Genomic DNA, 16341 nt, shown 5'->3' on the forward strand with positions numbered 1-16341 from the left:
GCGCGGACGCCACGCGAGGGGCGTGGCGTCCGCGTACCGGTCCGGCCTCAGTGCCGCTGCACCGGGCTCTTCGTCTTCGGCAGTGCCTCGACCAGTTCGCGCGGCACGTTGATCGTGTCCGCCACCACCTCGGGCGGGACGTTCGCCAGCCACTGCGCGAGCGACACGTCCTCGAACTTCGCGGTCCGGAACAGCTCCAGGTAGACGAACGGCTTGTCGCCGATGTTCTCGATGTAGTGGCCCATCGAGATCGGCACGTATCCGACGTCGCCGGTCTCCATGTTGAAGGTGCGCGCGGTGCCGTGGTTGGCGAAGACACCCATCCGCCCCTTGCCCGAGATCACGTACTGCATCTCGGCGCCGTTCGGGTGCCAGTGCAGTTCCCGCAGCGCGCCCGGTTCGATCTCCACCATGGCGACGGTCGTGGTGATCGCCGCGGCGAAGTTGCTCGAGTCGGCGATCCGTACGCTCCCGCCCTCGAACTTCTCCGGTGTCTGGGCGAGCAGGCTGTGCTTGAACGTGCGGGGCACGTCGCCGGTGGGGCTGAACACCCGGTCCTCGGCCAGCGGCGGCGGCGCCTGCCCGGGGAAGATGTACCGCTCGGACTCGTCCGGGAAATTGGCCATCTGCTGCATGGTCCAGCCGAAGTTCTTGGCGATGACCTCCCTCGGCACGTGCGAGAAGAAGTCGGTCACCTGGAACGTCGCGTCCTCGGAGTAGCAGCCGTCGTCGAAGACGAGCAGGAACTCCACACCCTCCTCGTGCGCCTGGATGTGGTGCGGGATGCCGGCCGGGAAGTACCAGAGGTCGCCGGCCTTGACGTCTTCGAGGAAGTTGCGGCCCTCCTGGTCCACGGCGGCGATCCGGCAGCTGCCGGTGAGGACGAAGGCCCATTCCGACTGGATGTGCCAGTGCAGTTCCCGGTACGCGCCGGGGTTGAGCTTCATGTTCACGATCGCCAGGTCGTGGGCGATCGGCAGGAGACGGTTGGTGATCTCCCGGGTCCAGCCGCCGCTCTCCTGGCGGGTGTGCGCCAGCGAGAACGGGAACACCATGTTGGGCAGGAGTCCGTGGTCCGTCGACGGCGGGTGCACCAGGTCGGGGTGGGACTGGTCGATCGCCGGATTCCGCGGGACCGTGCCGACCATCTGGTGGTCCTTGGGCGATCCCATACCGGCACGGTCAGTGGATCTGGGCATGACGAGTTTCCTTCCGGGTGTGGGCCGCCGCGTCGGCGGCCCGGGACGGGACGAACAACGCCCGCAGGTGCTCCGGGCTCTGCAGGGCCACCGCGAGCGGAAGCGCGACACAGAGGAACAGAGACGCCACGACGCTCCAGACCGGAGCGTCGACGGCGACTCCGGCGACGGCCAGAGCCGCGATCGAGTAGAGCGTGACGCGCAGTCTGGTGATCGGGAGCACGAACATGTGCCCGGCCTCCTTCGGTGATTCGCGTCGCCGGAACGCAATGGCGATGTTGCCGAACCCGGGCCAATCGGGTAACCACGCGATCGCGCTATTCCACGGAATCGGACGAACGGCCGCACAAAACGCGCGCCGCGTATTTTCTGCCATCGGATCCCGGACCGGTTTCACAAGCCGGATACGAGGGTAGGAAGCCGGATGTCCAATTCTGCGAACAGTTCTGCGAGGGCTGCCCGGAGCGCGGAGGACCGCTGGCGGGTGGGGGAATACGACTTCCACGTACCATTTCTCGCACTTGCGCTCGCCACCGGCCTCGCCGGTGTGGTCGACGCGTTCTCGTTCCTCAAGTACAAGGTGTTCGTAGGTATTCAGACGGGCAACGTGGCATTCGTCGGAATGGGTGCCGCCGGTCACCTCAAGGCGTGGCCGTCCGCGCTGGCGTCACTTGTCGCGTTCGGCCTCGGCGGGCTGCTCGGCGCGGGGATCCGCCGTGTGCGCCCGGCCGGCCCGCTCACCCCGCCGGGCATGGAACTGCTCGCCATGCTGGCGCTGCTCGTGCTCTGGGGGCTGGTGGACCGGTCCCTCGACTCGGGCCGCGACTCGCTTACCGAGCGCACGATCCTGACCGCGCTGCTGGCGTTCCCGGTCGGCATCCTCGGCGGGCTCGTGGTCCGCACGTTCGGCGTGCAGACCGCCACCTCGTACCAGACCGGCACCGTGCTGCGCACCACGAAGGGCATCGCCGACTGGGTGTTCGAGCCGGAGGGCCGCAGCGCTACCGGGCGGCTCGCCGCGACCGGCCTGCTCTGCCTGGTCAGCTACGCGATCGGCGGCTTCGTCGGCGCGGCCACCGAGACCCGCCCGATCTGGACGATGATCGTCACCTGGGCGCTGGCCGTGGTGCTCATCGCGTTCACCTGGGGCAAGCGGCCCCCCGCGACGGCGACCGGACGTCGCTGACGCGGGCGGGCCTCACCCGGCCTCGCGGCGGGCCTTCGCGCGGCGCTTGCCCTCGTGCATGGCCTGCACCCGGGCCACCGGAATGGTCCGACCGTGCTCGACGAGTTCCGCCGGCAGCCGCTGCGGCGCGGGCAGCGCCTCCGCCCAGGGATCCCGGTCACCGAGCAGCGCGGGCACGGTCCGCACGGTGAAGTCGGCCGGGCTCGCGCTCTCCAGGTCGGTCCAGCCCACCGGGTACGAGACGGGGGCGCCGGGCCGGATCCGAGGGCTGTAGGCGGCCACCACCGTCGCCCCGTACGCCCGGGTCGAGTCGACGAAGACGCGGCCGCCGCGGTCGGCGACGATGAACGCGGTGGTCGCGGCCGCCGGGTCGAGCCGTTCGGTACGGGCGGCGAGCGCCCGGGTCGCGGCGGCGGCCTCCTCCGCGGTGGTCGCCGGGTTCACCGGCACGATCACGTGCAGCCCCTTGGCGCCGCTCGTCTTCACCGCGCCCGCCAGCCCGGCGTCGGCGAGCGCCTGGCGCACCAGCAGCGCGACCCGCACCACGGCGCCGAACGCGTTCCCCTCCGGCGGGTCCAGGTCGAGCACCAGGTGGGTCGGGTGTTCGGGCGCCCCGGTGCGGGCCAGCGTCGGGTGGTACTCCACCGCCCGCTGGTTGGCGAACCAGAGCAGCGTCCGCCGGTCGTCGCAGAGGGCGTACGAGATCTTCCGGTGTGACGCCTCCGCCCACACCTCGGTGCGGCGTACCCAGTCGGGCGTGTACTTCGGCAGGTTCTTCTGCATGAACGGCTCCTGGCCGGGCCGCACCCGCAGCACCGACAGCGGCCGGTCCCGCAGTTCCGGCAGGATCCGGTCGCCCACCACGTCGAGGTAGTCGACCAGGTCGCGTTTGGTCGCCCCGGCGCCGTCGAACAGCGGCTGGTCGAGGTTGGTCAGCGACACTCCGGCCCGGGTCTCGTCGGCTGCGCCCATCGGACCACCTTCCCGGGCCGCGCCCGGCTCGGCAACCCCGACACGGTGCCCAGCGCGTCTCGGCGGCCCGCACCTGCGACGATCGAGGGGTGGGTGACGTGGAGGCGGACCGGTGCGTGTCTGCGGAGCAGGCGAGCGCCTGCACCGTGCGGGAGGCGCTGGACCGGGTGGGCGGGAAGTGGGCCATCGGCATCCTCATCGCCGCCTCGGCCGGCCCGGTCCGCTTCACCGAGCTGGAGCGCCGGGTGGAGGGGATCAGCCGCCGGATGCTCACGCTGACGCTGCGCAACCTTGAGCGGGACGGGCTGCTGCACCGGCACGTGCATCCCACGGTGCCGCCGAAGGTGGAGTACACCGCCACCCCGATGGCCCAGGAGCTGTACGAGTCGCTGGTGGCGCTGACGAGCTGGGCGGAGCGGCACCGCGAGGCGATCAGCGCGGCCCGGGCCGAGTACGACCGCACGCACGGCGGCCCACCGGCCTGACTCAGCCCGGCACCCGCTCGGCCCAGTCGATGTGGTGGTCGAACAGCCAGGCCTGGGCGGCGCCGCCGTCGCGCGCCAGGTAGCGGGCGGCCAGCGGCATGCCCAGGTCCCGGACCAACCGGCCGACCGGGCCGGCGACCTTCGTGGTGCTGGTCCGCCGCCCCTGCGCGACCACCCGCTGCACCCGGTCGCGGCGCAGCCGCTCGTAGGCGCGGAACGCCGAGGGCACGTCCGGCAGGTCACGCAGGCAGCGGGCGAGCTGGACGGCGTCCTCGAAGGCCATCGCCGCGCCCTGCCCGGAGGAGGGGGCGGCGGTGTGCGCCGCGTCGCCGATCACGATCATGCCGTCGCGGTGCCAGACCGGCACCGAGGGCAGGTCGTACGTCGGCCAGCCGTACTCGATGCGCTCGGTGTGGTCGAGGATCCGCGTCGCCGGGCCCGGGTCGGCGGCGAGCAACGCGCGCAGCCGGGACCGGGCCTCGTCCGGGCTTGTCGCGGCGGGTCGCTCCCGGCTCGGCTCGACCGGCTGTGGCGGGTTGGCGAACCACCAGACCTCGTCCTCCCCGACCACGATCCAGCAGAAGAAGCAGCGCCGGCCGAACATCATCTGCATCACGCCGCGCTCGTCGGGCAGGCGCAGCCCGCGGGCGAATCCGCCGGCGTTCAGCAGCGGCACGTAGCGCGGCGCGGGGGCGGCCGGGTCGATCAGCGCGCGGACCCGGGAGCGCAGCCCGTCGGCGCCGATGAGCAGGTCACCGCGAGCGGTGCGGCCGTCGGCGAACCGGGCAGTCACCCCACCGCCGGTCGTGTCGGCGCCGGTCAGCCGCGCGCCGTGGACGAACTCCACGCCCCGGCGCAGCGCCTCGTCGCGCAGCGCCCGGTAGAGGTCGGAACGGCCGACCGTACGGCTGCCGGGTGCCCCGAACTCGGCGAGCCGGCGCCCCCTGTGGTTGTGCATGAGCATCCGGGGCGTCGGGTGCCCGAGCCCGCCCACCAGGCCGTCGAGGTCGATCGCGCGCAGCGCGTCGAGCCCGTTGGCCGACAGCGTCAGGAACGCGCCCACTCCGACCGCGTCCCGCGAGTACGCCTCGTACACCGAGGCGTCGATGCCGGCGCGCCGCAGCGCCATGGCGGCGACCGGGCCCGCGAGTCCGGCACCGATGACGACAGCATTAGTCATGCCATGACTATACATAAAATGACTATGGTGCGACAGGGGGCACCTAGGGTGGGGCCATGACGGTTCGTCGCTCGCCGCTGGCGATGATGGTGCTGGCCCTCCTGGTCGAGGAGCCGATGCACGCGTACCGGATGCAGCAGCTCATCCGGGAGCGCGACAAGCAGGACGTGGTGAACGTCGCGCAGCGCAACAGCATCTACCAGACCATCGAGCGGCTGCGCCGTGACGAGCTGATCCGGGTGGCCGAGACCAGGCGCGAGGAGGGGCGGCCGGAGCGCACCGTGTACGCGCTCACGCCGGTCGGCCGGCGCACCCTCGACGGGTGGCTCGCCGACGCGCTCGCCACCCCCGCCCGGGAGTTCCCGGAGTTCCCCGCCGCCCTGTCGTTCCTGCCGATCCTGCCGCCCGAGGAGGCGGCCCGGCGGCTCGACCAGCGGGCCGGCGCCATCGAGGCGCGGTTGCGCGAGCGCGAGGCGACGCTGGCCGGGGTACGGCTGCCCCGGCTCTTCCTGATCGAGGACGAGTACCAGCTGACAGTGCTCCGCGCCGAGCTGGACTGGGTACGCCGGCTCGTGGCCGACCTGCGCTCCGGCGCCCTCACCTGGTCCGGGGAATGGCTCGCCGACTGGACCGGCACACCGTCCTGACCTGCGCGGACAGGCAGTTGTGGTGAACGCCACGGACCGGATCTGACCGATCGGTCAGCACCTGACCGATCGGTCAGGCATGCTGGAGGACATGGCGCGACCCACTACCGCCACCCACGACGAGCTGCTGGCCGCGGCCGCTCGCCGGTTCGGCGTAACCGGCTACAAGGGCACCTCGCTCCAGGACATCGCCCGTGAGGTGGGCTGCTCCAAGGCGACGGTGCTCTACCACTTCGCCAGCAAGGACGCCCTGCTCTGCGAGCTGATGGCCCCGGCCATCACGATGCTGGAGGAGCTGGACGCCCGGATCGCCGCGCACACCGGCGCCGGGGCCCAACGCGTCGCCGCGGACGGCTTCGTCGACCTGGCGGTCCGCTTCCGCCGGGAGATCGCGCTGCTCCGGGGCGAGTTCCCCGACCTGCTCCAGCAGCCCGCGTTCACGCACATCCAGCAGATCTCCGAACGGCTGGTCGCGGCCTTCGCCGGCTTCTCCGACCGGCCGGAGGCCCGCGTCGCCGCGCTCGTCGTGCTCGCCGGCATCGCCGAGACCTGCGGCGAGTTCCTGGACATCCCCGACGAGCAGTTGCGCCCCGCGCTGCTCGCCGTGGCGTACCGCGCGCTCGAAGTCACCACCTGATCCGAAACTGCGAGGACAAGGAAGGTCCATGGCGACCCTGCTGTACCGGCTCGGCCGGGCATCCCTGCGCCGGCGGCGACTCGTCGCCGTCGTCTGGCTCGTCGTACTCGTCGGACTCGGCCTGGCCGCGGCCACGCTGCGCGGCCCGACGGCGAGCAACTTCACCATGCCGGGCACCGAGTCGCAGAAGGCGATCGACCTGCTCGCCGACCGCTTCCCGGCGGCCAGTGGCGCCACCGGCACCATCGCGATCAAGGCACCACAGGACGGCGCGCTCACCTCACCCGCCGGACAGGCGGTGGTCCAGCAGGTCACGCAGGAGGCGGCCACGCTCCCCGGCGTGGTCGGCGCGGTCGACCCGTACCAGGCGCAGGCGCTCACCCCGGACGGCCGGTACGCGCTGATCCAGGTGCAGTTCGCCGGTGGGGCGGACGAGGTCACCGACGAGCAGCGCGACGCGTACGAGAAGGTCGGCGCGCAGGCCGAGGCGCAGGGCTGGCAGATCGCGCCCGGCGGCGAGGTGCTGAACGGTGAGCCGGAGGTCGGCTCGACCGAGGCGATCGGCGTGCTGGTCGCGGCGATCGTCCTGGTCATCACGTTCGGCTCGCTCGTGGCGGCCGGGATGACCATGCTGAACGCGCTGATCGGCGTGGGCGTCGGCATGGCCGGCCTGTTCGCGCTCAGCGGCGCGGTCGAGCTGACAAGCACCGCGCCGATCCTGGCGCTGATGCTCGGCCTCGCGGTCGGTATCGACTACTCGCTGTTCATCACCTCCCGGCACCGGCAGAACCTGCTCGACGGGCTCTCCCCGGAGGAGGCGGTCGGCCGCGCGGTCGGCACCGCCGGCTCGGCTGTGGTCTTCGCCGGCGCGACGGTGGTGGTGGCGCTCGCCGGCCTGGCCGTGGTGGGCATCCCGTTCCTCACCGTGATGGGCCTGGCCGCCGCCGGCACCGTCACCGTGGCCGTGCTCGTGGCGATCACGCTGGCCCCGGCGCTGCTCGGCTTCGCCGGCCACAAGGTGCTGCCGCGCAAGCTGCGCGACCGCAAGGCGGTCGAGGACCCGACCACCGGCTCGGAGGACCGCTCCGGCTTCGGCTTCCGCTGGGCCCGCTGGGTGACCAGGTTCCGCATCCCGGTGATCCTCGTCGGCCTGCTCGGCCTCGGCCTGCTGGCGATCCCGGCGCAGGACATGCGCCTGGCGCTGCCGGACGCCTCCGCCGCCGCCGAGGGCACCCCGGCCCGGGTCAGCAGCGACCTGATCCGCGAGGGCTTCGGTCCCGGCTTCACCGGCCGGCTCGCCGTCGTGGTCACGGCTGACTCGCCGCAGGCCACCCAGGGCGCCATCCCGCAGGTGACCGCGCTGATCCAGAAGACCGACGGGGTGCTGGCGGTGGCCCCGCCGCAGGTCGACCCGTCGGGGCGTACCGCGCTGATCGGGGTGATCCCGAAGTCCGGGCCGACCGACGAGGCCACCGAGACGGTGGTGCACGACATCCGCAAGCAGGTCTCCGGCATCCAGAACGTCGACGTGCTGCTCACCGGCGTCACGGCGGTCGGCATCGACGTGTCGGAGAAGCTCTCCGACGCGCTGCCGGTCTACCTGCTGCTGGTGGTGGGCCTGTCGATCCTGCTGCTGATGCTGGTGTTCCGGTCGATCCTGGTGCCGGTCAAGGCGGCGCTGGGCTTCCTGCTCACCGTGGCGGCCACGTTCGGCATCACCGTCGCGGTGTTCCAGCAGGGCCACCTGGCCGACCTGGTCGGCCTGGACACCCCGGCGCCGCTGGTCAGCTTCCTGCCGATCCTGCTCATCGGCATCCTGTTCGGCCTGGCCATGGACTACGAGGTCTTCCTGGTCTCCCGGATGCGCGAGGACTTCGTGCACGGCGACACCGCCCAGCAGGCCACCATCAACGGCATGGGGCACGGCGCCCGGGTGGTCACCGCCGCCGCGCTCATCATGATCTCGGTGTTCGGCGGCTTCGTCTTCCTGGAGGACCCGATCATCAAGTCGATGGGCTTCGCGCTCGCGATCGGTGTCGCCATCGACGCGTTCGTGGTCCGGATGACGATCGTGCCGGCGGTGATGTCGCTGCTGAACAACTCCGCGTGGTGGCTGCCGCGCTGGCTGAACAAGATCCTGCCCAACGTGGACGTCGAGGGTGAGGGCCTGCGCGCCCACCTTGCCGAGAAGCAGCACGCGCAGGTGTGAGCCGTACCGGGTGGGGTCCGACGGGCCCCACCCGGTCACACCCCCGCCGGGTACGTCTCCATCTCGCCCGGTGCGACCCGCGTCGGCAGCGGGTGCAGCGCCGTCGTCTCGTCGCACCAGACGAACGCGTCGTAGCGCTCACCGAGCCGGGTCGGCACGTAGTTGCCCCACGACTCGAAGCTCGGGTCGTACACCACCCCGATCGCCCGGTGGTCGGCCTCGCCGGTCACCCATTCCGGCTGGCCGTCGCCGCCGAAGACCAGCACCGCGCGGTCCGGCATCAGCTCGTGCAGCCGGTGCTCCACCGAACCGTCCCGGGCCGGCGGCACCACCATGGTCTCGGCCGGTGAGCCCCAGCGCGGCGCGGCCACCACGCTGCCGCGCCAGCTGCCGAAGCCGATCAGCGCCACCGCGTCCCGGCCGTGCCGTTCCCGGCCGAGCTGCCCGATGTTGACCATGCCGTCCGCCGCCATGTCGGTGGCCCGCGCGTCGCCGACGTGCGTGTTGTGCGCCCACACGATGCCCCGCGAGCCCGGCCCGTACCGGTCCAGCAGCCGGTCGAGCGTGTCGGCCATGTGCACGTCGCGGACGTTCCACGACTCGGGGCCGCCGCCGACCATGGCCCGGTAGTACCGCTCCGCGCCGGCCACCACCTCCGCGTTCTGCCAGGCCGAGAAGCGGTCCGGGCCGTCCGCGGCGGCCTGTTCCCGGGTACGCGCCAGCAGCCGCACCACCTCCTCCTCGCACCGGGCGGAGACGAACCGGCTCGCCATCGCGTACTCCTCGGCCCGCGTGCCGTACGGCTCGAAGCAGCGGTACGCCTCCTGGGCCGCCTCCAGCGACGCCGGGTCCTCCTCACCGAGGTAGTCGAAGATGGCCTGCATCGACTCCCAGAGGGAATACACGTCCAAGCCGTGGAAGCCGGCCCGCTCCCCCTCCGGGCGTTCCAGGTTCCACGCGCGCAGCCAGCGGCAGAAGCGGGCCACCTCGGCGTTCGCCCACATCCAGGTGGGCCAGCGCTCGAACCGTTCCAGCGCCACGAGCGGATCGGCCAGGCCGCCCGGCGCACCGACCACCGACCGGTGCACCCGGTCGCAGTCCGGCCAGTCCCCCTCCACCGCCACGAAGTCGAAGCCCTGCTCGGCGATGAGCCGCCGGGTCACCTGCTCCCGCAGCCGGTAGTAGTCGTAGCTGCCGTGCGTCGCCTCGCCGATCATCACCACCCGAGCGTCCCGTACGCGGTCCAGCAAGGGGTCGAAGTCGCTCGGCGCGCCGAGCCGCTGTACCAGCATGTCCGCGGCTACCCGGGCCCCGCCGCGACAAACCGCGGCCCGGACCCGGCGGCGGGCATGCCGCCGGGCCCAGCGGGTAGCCGGGCGGCATGACCGTCACCGGTGCGCAGTTGCGGGAGTTCCTGGCCGGCCTGGACTATCCGGTCTCCCGGGAGGACCTGGTCCGCTGGGGTCAGGAGAACGGCGCCGACACCGAGGCGCTCCAGGCGCTGCGGTCCCTGCCGGCCGAGGAGTTCCACTCCCCCGCCGAACTGGGCGAGGCGCTGGTCGTGCTGGCCGACGCCTGAGCTTCTATGCCGGAGGCGTGGGGTGAGGGCCCGTCCGCGCGTGCAGCAGCCGGAACAGCACCAGCCACTGTTCCGGCCAGACCAGGCCCACCGGGGTGTCCGGCGCGATCCGCGCGGCCCGCAACGCGCCGTCGACATGCCGCCGGGGACGGGCCGCGCGCAGCGAGGCCGCGAGCGAGCCGCCGACTCCGCCGAAGCCCAGCTCCACCATCCGCCGGTACGCGGGCAGCGCCGCCGGCGCCACGAGTGGCGTGCTCCGGCGCTCCAGCCGCAGGATGCCCCCGTCGGCGCCCGGCACCGGCCGGAACGCGGCCCGGGGCACCCGCCCGGTCAGCCGCCAGTGGTACTCGGGCCAGGTCAGCACCGTGAGCCGGCTCCACCGGCCGTGGTCGCCGCTGCGTTTGCGGGCGTAGTCGAGCTGGGTGAGCAACGTCGCGGTACGCAGTCCGGGCGCGGCCAGGCACCATCTCACCACTGCCGCGGTGAGCGACCAGGGGATGTTGCCGGCCACCGAGAACGGCCCGGCGGGCGGGGTCACGGCCAGGAAGTCGGCCGGGCGCACCTCGACGTTCGGCAGCGGGGCACAGGCGGCCGTCAGCTCCGGCAGCACTGCCGGGTCGACCTCGTACGCGATCAGCCGCCCGCACCGCGCGGCGAGCGGCCGGGTCAGCCGGCCGCGCCCGGCGCCGACCTCCAGCAGCAGGTCGTCCGGGCCGGGCCGGACCGAGCGGACCATCAGCGCGACGGCGGCCGGGTCGGCGAGGAAGTTCTGGGACAGTACGCGACGGGACCGGTCGCGTGCGGTGGTTCGGCGGGGCGCCACGGGTTCGTCCTGTCTGTCGCCGGACGGCGACGGGTACGGACCGCTGCGCGGGTGTCACCCCCGCCGTCGAGGCGGCGCGGGGCGGATCGGGCGGGCGGTCCGAGCGGATCGGGACTCGGACGACCCTGGAGAGTGGCCGGGACGCGGCGCATGCCTGAGACGGCCACCTCGACGAGGTGGCATGGTGGACGGACCAGCCGCCACCTCGGCGAGGTGGCGCGACCGGCGCCCTCGGCGGGCGGGTCGGAACCGGCGGTCGGGGTCAGACGTGGGCGGCGTACCGGCCGGCCAGGGCCGGGCGCCGGAACCGCGGACGGGCGACCAGGAGGAGCCCACACGCGGCCGGCGCGGCGGCCACGCGGATCAGGGCATGCGTGAACATGCCGCCACGCTAGCGACCGGGTCCGTCCCCGGCGACCGGTTTTCTACAGGTCGACTGTGCGGCCCTGCGACCGGGCGGTCTGCGCGGCGTCCAGCACCGCCACCACCTCACGGCCGAACCGCACGTCGCAGCGGTGGTCGCGGGTGCCGGCGTCGACCTCCTCCAGCAGCTGGTCGAGCGCGGCCCCGAACGCCTGGAGCGCGCTGCCGTCGCCGGGCGGGACGGTTTCGGTGCCGTTCTCGCCGAAGAAGACGAAGTCCCGGGTGACCGCCTCCGGCGGCGCGTCCAGGGTCAGCGAGAGCGAGCTGGTCGCGCCGCCGTCGTGGGTGAGCAGCAGGTGCACCAGGCCGCTCGGGCCGTCCATCGCGGCGACCCGGGTGACCCGGCCGAGCACCGGCAGGATCAGCGACAACGCGTGCGGGCCGATGTCCCAGAGCGCGCCGCGCTCCCGCCGCCAGGTCGAGTCGCCGTACGGGTTCCCGGGCTGGAAGATCGACGCGAACATGGTCGCGCGGGCGTGCTGCCAGCCGCCCGCGGCAGCGGTCGAGGCGAGGAACCCGGTGACGTTCGGGTGGAAGCGCTGGGTGAAGAAGACCACCGAGGCCACCCCGGACGCCTGTGCCGCGTCGACCACCCGGTCGGCGTCGGCGAGGTCGAGCGCCAGCGGCTTGTCCAGCAGCAGGTGCCGCCCGGCGGTGGCGGCCCGCACGGCGATGTCGGCCTGCACGTCCGGCGGGAGCGCCACGGCGATCGCGTCGCAGGCGTCGATGAGCGCGTCGACGTCGGTGAAGGCGGGTACGCCGTGCCGGGTGGCCAGCTCCTCCGCCTTCGCCGGGTTCCGCCCCCAGACACCGGCGAGCCGGGCCCGCGGGTGCGCCTCGATGGCCGCGGCATGCGTCTCCGCCGCCCAGTAACCCGTGCCGAACAACCCGAACCGCACCCCGACCCCCTGCCGCCGACGTCCGCCACCGGCGTACGCCGGGACCGTGATCCACGCTAGTCCCCGGACCCGCCCGGCGCGCCCCGACCCGGCGGGCCAGCCGCTACTACACGCATTAGTAGGCTGTGCCGGTGAACGACACCGTGTCGACGACCAGCGCGGCGGCCTCCTCCCCGGTGGACGGGCCACTCGCCACTGTCGCGATCGTGATCTCGCTGGCGCTCGCCGTCTGGGCCCTGGTGGCGGCTGTCCGCCACCGCCCGCCGGACCGGATCCAGTTCGTCGGCCTGGCCGTGCTGGAGGTGGCGCTGCTCGCGCTCACCGTGACGGCTCTCGTCGCGCTCGGCGGCGGCGAGCGGCCGGGCGAGCCGGGCGCGTTCTTCGGCTACCTGGCGACGCTCGTCTGCCTGCCGCCGCTGGCCTGGGTGCTGGCCCGGATGGAGCCGACCCGCTGGGGCTCGGGCATCGTCTGCGCGATCTGCCTGGTCACGCCGGTGGTGGCGGTACGGCTCCAGCAGACCTGGGAGGTCCTCGGTGGCTGAGACCACGACCGAGCAACCCGTCACCAACCGCGGCCCGGGGCGGCTGCTGATCGCCGTCTACATCGTCTTCGCCATCGCCGCCACCTCGCGGGCCGGGTTGCAGATCGCCACGAAGTTCGACGAGGCGCCGGTGGCGTACCTGCTCTCCGCGCTCGCCGCGCTGATCTACATCGTGGCGGCGGTCGGGCTGGCCCGGGCCGGGCACACCGGCCGCCGGGTCGCGCTCGCCTGCTGCACCGTCGAGCTGGTCGGGGTGCTCGGGGTGGGCGTGCTGAGCATCGCCGACAAGGAGTTGTTCCCGGACGAGACGGTCTGGTCCGACTTCGGCAGCGGCTACGGGTACGTGCCGCTGGTGCTGCCGGTGCTCGGCCTGTTCTGGCTGTGGCGCACCCGGCGCGACCCCGCCTGAGCGGGCCCGCGCCGGGTCGGGCCGGTCAGTCCTTCGGGCCGCCGGCGACGTAGATGACCTGACCGGAGACGAACGACGCGCCCTCGCTGGCCAGGAACGAGATGGTGTGCGCGACGTCCTCCGGGCGGCCGGGACGGCGTACCGGGATCTCGGCGGCGGCGTGCTTCTGGAGGTCGTCGAAGTCGACCTTCATCCGCGCCGCGGTGGCGGCGGTCATGTCGGTGACGATGAAGCCGGGCGCGACCGCGTTGACAGTCACCCCGAACGGGCCCAGCTCGATCGCCAGCGTCTTGGTGAAGCCCTGGAGACCGGCCTTGGCGGCCGAGTAGTTCGCCTGCCCCCGGTTGCCGAGCGCGGACGTGCTGGACAGGTTGACGATCCGGCCCCACTTCGCCTCGACCATGTGCTTCTGCGCGGCCTGGCTGAACAGGAACGCCCCGCGCAGGTGCACACCCATGACCGTGTCCCAGTCGGCGTCGGCCATCTTGAACAGCAGGTTGTCGCGCAGCACGCCGGCGTTGTTGACGAGCACCGTCGGCGCGCCGAGTTCGGCGGCGATCCGTTCCACGGCGGCCTCGACCTGGGCCCGGTCGGACACGTCGGCGCCGACGCCGAGCGCCCGGCCGCCGGCCGAGCCGATGGCGTCCACCGTCTCCTTGGTGGCGGACTCGTCGATGTCGACAACGGCGACGGCCATGCCGTCGGCCGCCAGCCGGCGGGCGGTCGCCGCGCCGATGCCGCGCGCGGCTCCGGTGACGATGGCGACGCGGGGCTCCTCCGACATGCTTACCTCCCGGTAACTTGTGGCTCGATCGAAGGAGCTTAACCCGCCGGTACGCCGCGCCTACCGCTCGTGGTCCCGGCAGAGCCGGATCCACCGGTAGCCGTAGCCGGCGAGCTTGAGCCGGTCGAGCTTGCCCACGTCCTCGTAGTTGCGGTCGCTGAGCACGTCGATCGGCAGGTCCGCCTCCGGCGCCAGCGTGCTCAGGTCCACCTCGACGTCCTCGGTGCCGAGGTTGTGCAGGAAGACCATGGTCCCGGTACGCCCGTCGGCGCGGTGCGCGAGCACGCCCGGCGGCATCGGCACGTCGATGTGGGTGGTGCTGCCGGACCCGGTCTCCGGCGCCTCCCGCAGCGTCCGGATCATCCGCTCGAACCAGCCGAGCAGGGACCGCGGGTCCTTGCGCTGGGCGGTGACGTTGACGTTCTGGTAGCCGTACTCGCCCTTGTCGATGACCGGGCGGACCAGCTTCTCCGGCTCGGCGGTGGAGAAGCCCGCGTTGTCGGCGTAGGACCACTGCATCGGCGTACGGATCGCGTCGCGCCCGTCCAGCGACAGGTCCTCCCCCATGCCGATCTCCTCGCCGTAGCGCAGCACCGGCGTGCCGCGCAGCGAGAACTGCAGCGAGTACGCCAGCTCCATGTGCCGGCGGTCGTTGCCGAGCATGGGCGCCAGCCGCCGCCGGATGCCCCGGCCGTAGAGCTGCATGTTCTCGTCCGGCCCGAACTTCGCCAGCACGTCGTTGCGCTGGTCGGCGGTGAGCCGGGACAGGTCGATCTCGTCGTGGTTGCGCAGGAACGTGGCCCACTGGCCGCCGGTGGGCAGCTTCGGGGTGTCGCGCAACGCCTCGATGATCACCTCCGGGTCCTCCCGGGCCAGCGCGAGCATCAGCCGTCCGTTGAGCATGAAGTCGAAGAGCATGTGGATCCGGTTGCCCGAGCCGCTGCCGTCGCCGAAGTAGACGGGCAGCTCGTCCGGCTCGACGTTCGCCTCGGCCAGCAGGACCGCGTCGCCGCGCCGCCACTGCACGTGCTGGCGCAGGTCGGTGAGGAAGTCGAAGTCCTTCGGTGAGTTCGGGTTGCCCGGCTCGGTGCGCTCGATGATGAACGGCACCGCGTCCATCCGGAAGCCGGAGACGCCGAGCTGGAGCCAGAACGAGGTGATCTTCTTGATCTCCGCCCGGACCTTCGGGTTCTCGATGTTCAGGTCCGGCTGGAACTTGTAGAAGCGGTGGTAGTACCACGCCTTGGCGGTCCGGTCGTAGGTCCACGTCTCGTGCTGCTCGCCCGGGAACACCATGCCCTGGTGGCGGTCGGCCGGCTCGTGGTCGGCCCAGACGTACCAGTCCCGGTACGGCGAGTCCGGCGAGGAGCGGGCGGACTGGAACCACGGGTGCTGGTCCGAGGTGTGGTTGACCACCAGGTCGATGATCACCCGGATGCCCCTGTTGCTCGCCTGGTGCAGCAGTTCGGCGAAGTCGCCGAGCGTGCCGAGGCGCGGGTCGACGTTGTAGAAGTCGGTCGCGTCGTACCCGTCGTCCTCGTTGGGCGAGGGATGGATCGGGTTCAGCCAGAGGCAGGTCACCCCGAGCCGGGCCAGGTAGTCCAGGCGCCCGATCAGCCCCTGGAAGTCACCCACCCCGTCGCCGTCGGAGTCCGCGTACGTGTCGACGTCGAGGCAGTAGACGACCGCCTCCTGATACCACCTGTCACCCATGCGGGGACTACTTCTCCGAACGCGCGCGACGGCAAACCCGGTACGGTGCCGGGATGAGCGAGGAGGCGTACGACTGGTCCGCCGGCACCTGGCTGAACCCGCCCGAGCGGGCCGAGCCGGTCGACGGCGGCCTGCTGGTCGAGCCGCGTGGCGGTAGCGACTTCTGGCGGCGCACCAGCTACGGCTTCGTGCACGACGACGGTTCGGCGCTGCTCGCGCCGTTCGGCGTGGACACCGCCGTGGAGGTGTCGTTCCTGCTCGACTACGCGGCCCAGTTCGACCAGGCCGGCGTGCTGGTGCGGGTGGACGAGCGGCGGTGGACCAAGGCCGGCGTCGAGGTGAGCGACGGCGCTCCGCAGGTGGGCGCCGTGGTCACCGACGAGTTCTCCGACTGGTCGGTGGCGCCGGTGCCGCAGTGGTCGGGCCGGGAGGTGACGGTCCGGGTGAGCCGGGCCGGCGACGCGCTGACAGTCCGGGCCCGCTGCGCGGACGAGCCGTGGCGGCTGGTCCGCGTCGCCCCGCTCGATCCGGCGGCGGAGGCGTCGGCCGGGCCGTACTGCTGCTCGCCCAGCCGGGGTGGTCTGCTGGTCCGCTTCACCGGCTGGCGGCGGGGTCCGGCGGACGCCGCGCTGCACCCGGAGGGCTGAGTCACAG

The 16341-nt window shown here is 72.6% G+C and carries 18 protein-coding genes; 9 read left to right on the forward strand and 9 right to left on the reverse strand.

What is annotated here, in order from left to right; translation table 11 throughout:
- Window positions 1-47 precede the first annotated feature (47 nt).
- Window positions 48-1172, reverse strand: a complete 1125-nt coding sequence (locus ACGFIA_RS21960; RefSeq protein ID WP_357474628.1) for a cupin domain-containing protein — start codon at window positions 1170-1172, stop codon at window positions 48-50.
- A 10-nt stretch (window positions 1173-1182) separates the two neighbouring features.
- Window positions 1183-1428: a hypothetical protein gene (locus ACGFIA_RS21965; RefSeq protein ID WP_357474625.1), complete on the reverse strand. Its 246-nt coding sequence runs from the start codon at window positions 1426-1428 to the stop codon at window positions 1183-1185.
- 255 nt (window positions 1429-1683) lie between these two features.
- Between ACGFIA_RS21965 and ACGFIA_RS21970 the strand changes: the two genes are divergently transcribed.
- Window positions 1684-2385: a DUF1275 family protein gene (locus tag ACGFIA_RS21970; protein ID WP_357474622.1), complete on the forward strand. Its 702-nt coding sequence runs from the start codon at window positions 1684-1686 to the stop codon at window positions 2383-2385.
- A 12-nt stretch (window positions 2386-2397) separates the two neighbouring features.
- On the opposite strand, the gene ligD is transcribed toward ACGFIA_RS21970, so the two are convergent.
- Window positions 2398-3357 (reverse strand): non-homologous end-joining DNA ligase, encoded by a 960-nt coding sequence (ligD, locus tag ACGFIA_RS21975; protein ID WP_357474619.1) that lies wholly within the window; start codon window positions 3355-3357, stop codon window positions 2398-2400.
- Window positions 3358-3446: 89 nt separating this feature from the next.
- Here ligD and ACGFIA_RS21980 point away from each other — a divergent pair, with 89 nt between their 5' ends.
- Window positions 3447-3842 carry a helix-turn-helix domain-containing protein gene (locus ACGFIA_RS21980; RefSeq protein WP_357480720.1) on the forward strand — a complete coding sequence of 132 codons (396 nt, stop codon included), beginning with the start codon at window positions 3447-3449 and terminating at the stop codon, window positions 3840-3842.
- Between the two features lies 1 nt (window position 3843).
- On the opposite strand, the gene ACGFIA_RS21985 is transcribed toward ACGFIA_RS21980, so the two are convergent.
- Window positions 3844-5022, reverse strand: coding sequence for an FAD-dependent oxidoreductase (locus ACGFIA_RS21985; protein WP_393261729.1), 1179 nt, complete (start codon window positions 5020-5022; stop codon window positions 3844-3846).
- A gap of 56 nt (window positions 5023-5078) precedes the next feature.
- On the opposite strand from ACGFIA_RS21985, the gene ACGFIA_RS21990 reads away from it, so the two are divergent.
- The 3 genes from ACGFIA_RS21990 to ACGFIA_RS22000 all read left to right on the forward strand — a co-directional run bounded on the left by ACGFIA_RS21990 (window position 5079) and on the right by ACGFIA_RS22000 (window position 8515).
- The gene (locus ACGFIA_RS21990; protein WP_357480724.1) at window positions 5079-5669 is read left to right on the forward strand and encodes a PadR family transcriptional regulator; all 591 of its coding nucleotides are present in this window, start codon (window positions 5079-5081) and stop codon (window positions 5667-5669) included.
- Between the two features lie 91 nt (window positions 5670-5760).
- Window positions 5761-6306: a helix-turn-helix domain-containing protein gene (locus ACGFIA_RS21995; RefSeq protein WP_357383844.1), complete on the forward strand. Its 546-nt coding sequence runs from the start codon at window positions 5761-5763 to the stop codon at window positions 6304-6306.
- A gap of 28 nt (window positions 6307-6334) precedes the next feature.
- Window positions 6335-8515 carry an MMPL family transporter gene (locus tag ACGFIA_RS22000; RefSeq protein ID WP_393261733.1) on the forward strand — a complete coding sequence of 727 codons (2181 nt, stop codon included), beginning with the start codon at window positions 6335-6337 and terminating at the stop codon, window positions 8513-8515.
- Window positions 8516-8550: 35 nt separating this feature from the next.
- Here ACGFIA_RS22000 and ACGFIA_RS22005 read toward each other — a convergent pair whose 3' ends face one another.
- Window positions 8551-9807, reverse strand: coding sequence for an erythromycin esterase family protein (locus ACGFIA_RS22005; protein ID WP_393261736.1), 1257 nt, complete (start codon window positions 9805-9807; stop codon window positions 8551-8553).
- Between the two features lie 89 nt (window positions 9808-9896).
- Here ACGFIA_RS22005 and ACGFIA_RS22010 point away from each other — a divergent pair, with 89 nt between their 5' ends.
- Window positions 9897-10094: a DUF2795 domain-containing protein gene (locus tag ACGFIA_RS22010; RefSeq protein ID WP_357383838.1), complete on the forward strand. Its 198-nt coding sequence runs from the start codon at window positions 9897-9899 to the stop codon at window positions 10092-10094.
- Between the two features lie 4 nt (window positions 10095-10098).
- Here ACGFIA_RS22010 and erm read toward each other — a convergent pair whose 3' ends face one another.
- A complete protein-coding gene (erm, locus tag ACGFIA_RS22015; RefSeq protein ID WP_393261739.1) occupies window positions 10099-10917 on the reverse strand; it encodes an ErmE/ErmH/ErmO/ErmR family 23S rRNA (adenine(2058)-N(6))-methyltransferase in 819 nt (272 codons plus the stop codon).
- A gap of 425 nt (window positions 10918-11342) precedes the next feature.
- Entirely contained in the window at window positions 11343-12239 is an 897-nt protein-coding gene (locus ACGFIA_RS22020; protein ID WP_357383834.1) for a Gfo/Idh/MocA family oxidoreductase, read from the reverse strand.
- A 131-nt stretch (window positions 12240-12370) separates the two neighbouring features.
- Here ACGFIA_RS22020 and ACGFIA_RS22025 point away from each other — a divergent pair, with 131 nt between their 5' ends.
- Window positions 12371-12781: a hypothetical protein gene (locus tag ACGFIA_RS22025; RefSeq protein ID WP_393261743.1), complete on the forward strand. Its 411-nt coding sequence runs from the start codon at window positions 12371-12373 to the stop codon at window positions 12779-12781.
- Window positions 12774-13190, forward strand: coding sequence for a hypothetical protein (locus ACGFIA_RS22030; RefSeq protein WP_357383830.1), 417 nt, complete (start codon window positions 12774-12776; stop codon window positions 13188-13190). The genes ACGFIA_RS22025 and ACGFIA_RS22030 overlap by 8 nt, the downstream gene beginning before the upstream one ends.
- 25 nt (window positions 13191-13215) lie before the next feature.
- Here the strand turns inward: ACGFIA_RS22030 and fabG are convergent, their stop codons facing one another.
- On the reverse strand, window positions 13216-13974 hold the full coding sequence (gene fabG / locus ACGFIA_RS22035) for a 3-oxoacyl-ACP reductase FabG (RefSeq protein ID WP_357383828.1): 759 nt from the start codon (window positions 13972-13974) through the stop codon (window positions 13216-13218).
- 60 nt (window positions 13975-14034) lie between these two features.
- On the reverse strand, window positions 14035-15687 hold the full coding sequence (locus ACGFIA_RS22040) for an alpha-amylase family protein (protein WP_357383826.1): 1653 nt from the start codon (window positions 15685-15687) through the stop codon (window positions 14035-14037).
- 53 nt (window positions 15688-15740) lie between these two features.
- On the opposite strand from ACGFIA_RS22040, the gene ACGFIA_RS22045 reads away from it, so the two are divergent.
- The gene (locus ACGFIA_RS22045; protein WP_357383824.1) at window positions 15741-16334 is read left to right on the forward strand and encodes a DUF1349 domain-containing protein; all 594 of its coding nucleotides are present in this window, start codon (window positions 15741-15743) and stop codon (window positions 16332-16334) included.
- Window positions 16335-16341: the final 7 nt, after the last annotated feature.

This window comes from Micromonospora sp. NPDC049203, from assembly GCF_043197215.1.
Lineage (GTDB): Bacteria > Actinomycetota > Actinomycetes > Mycobacteriales > Micromonosporaceae > Micromonospora.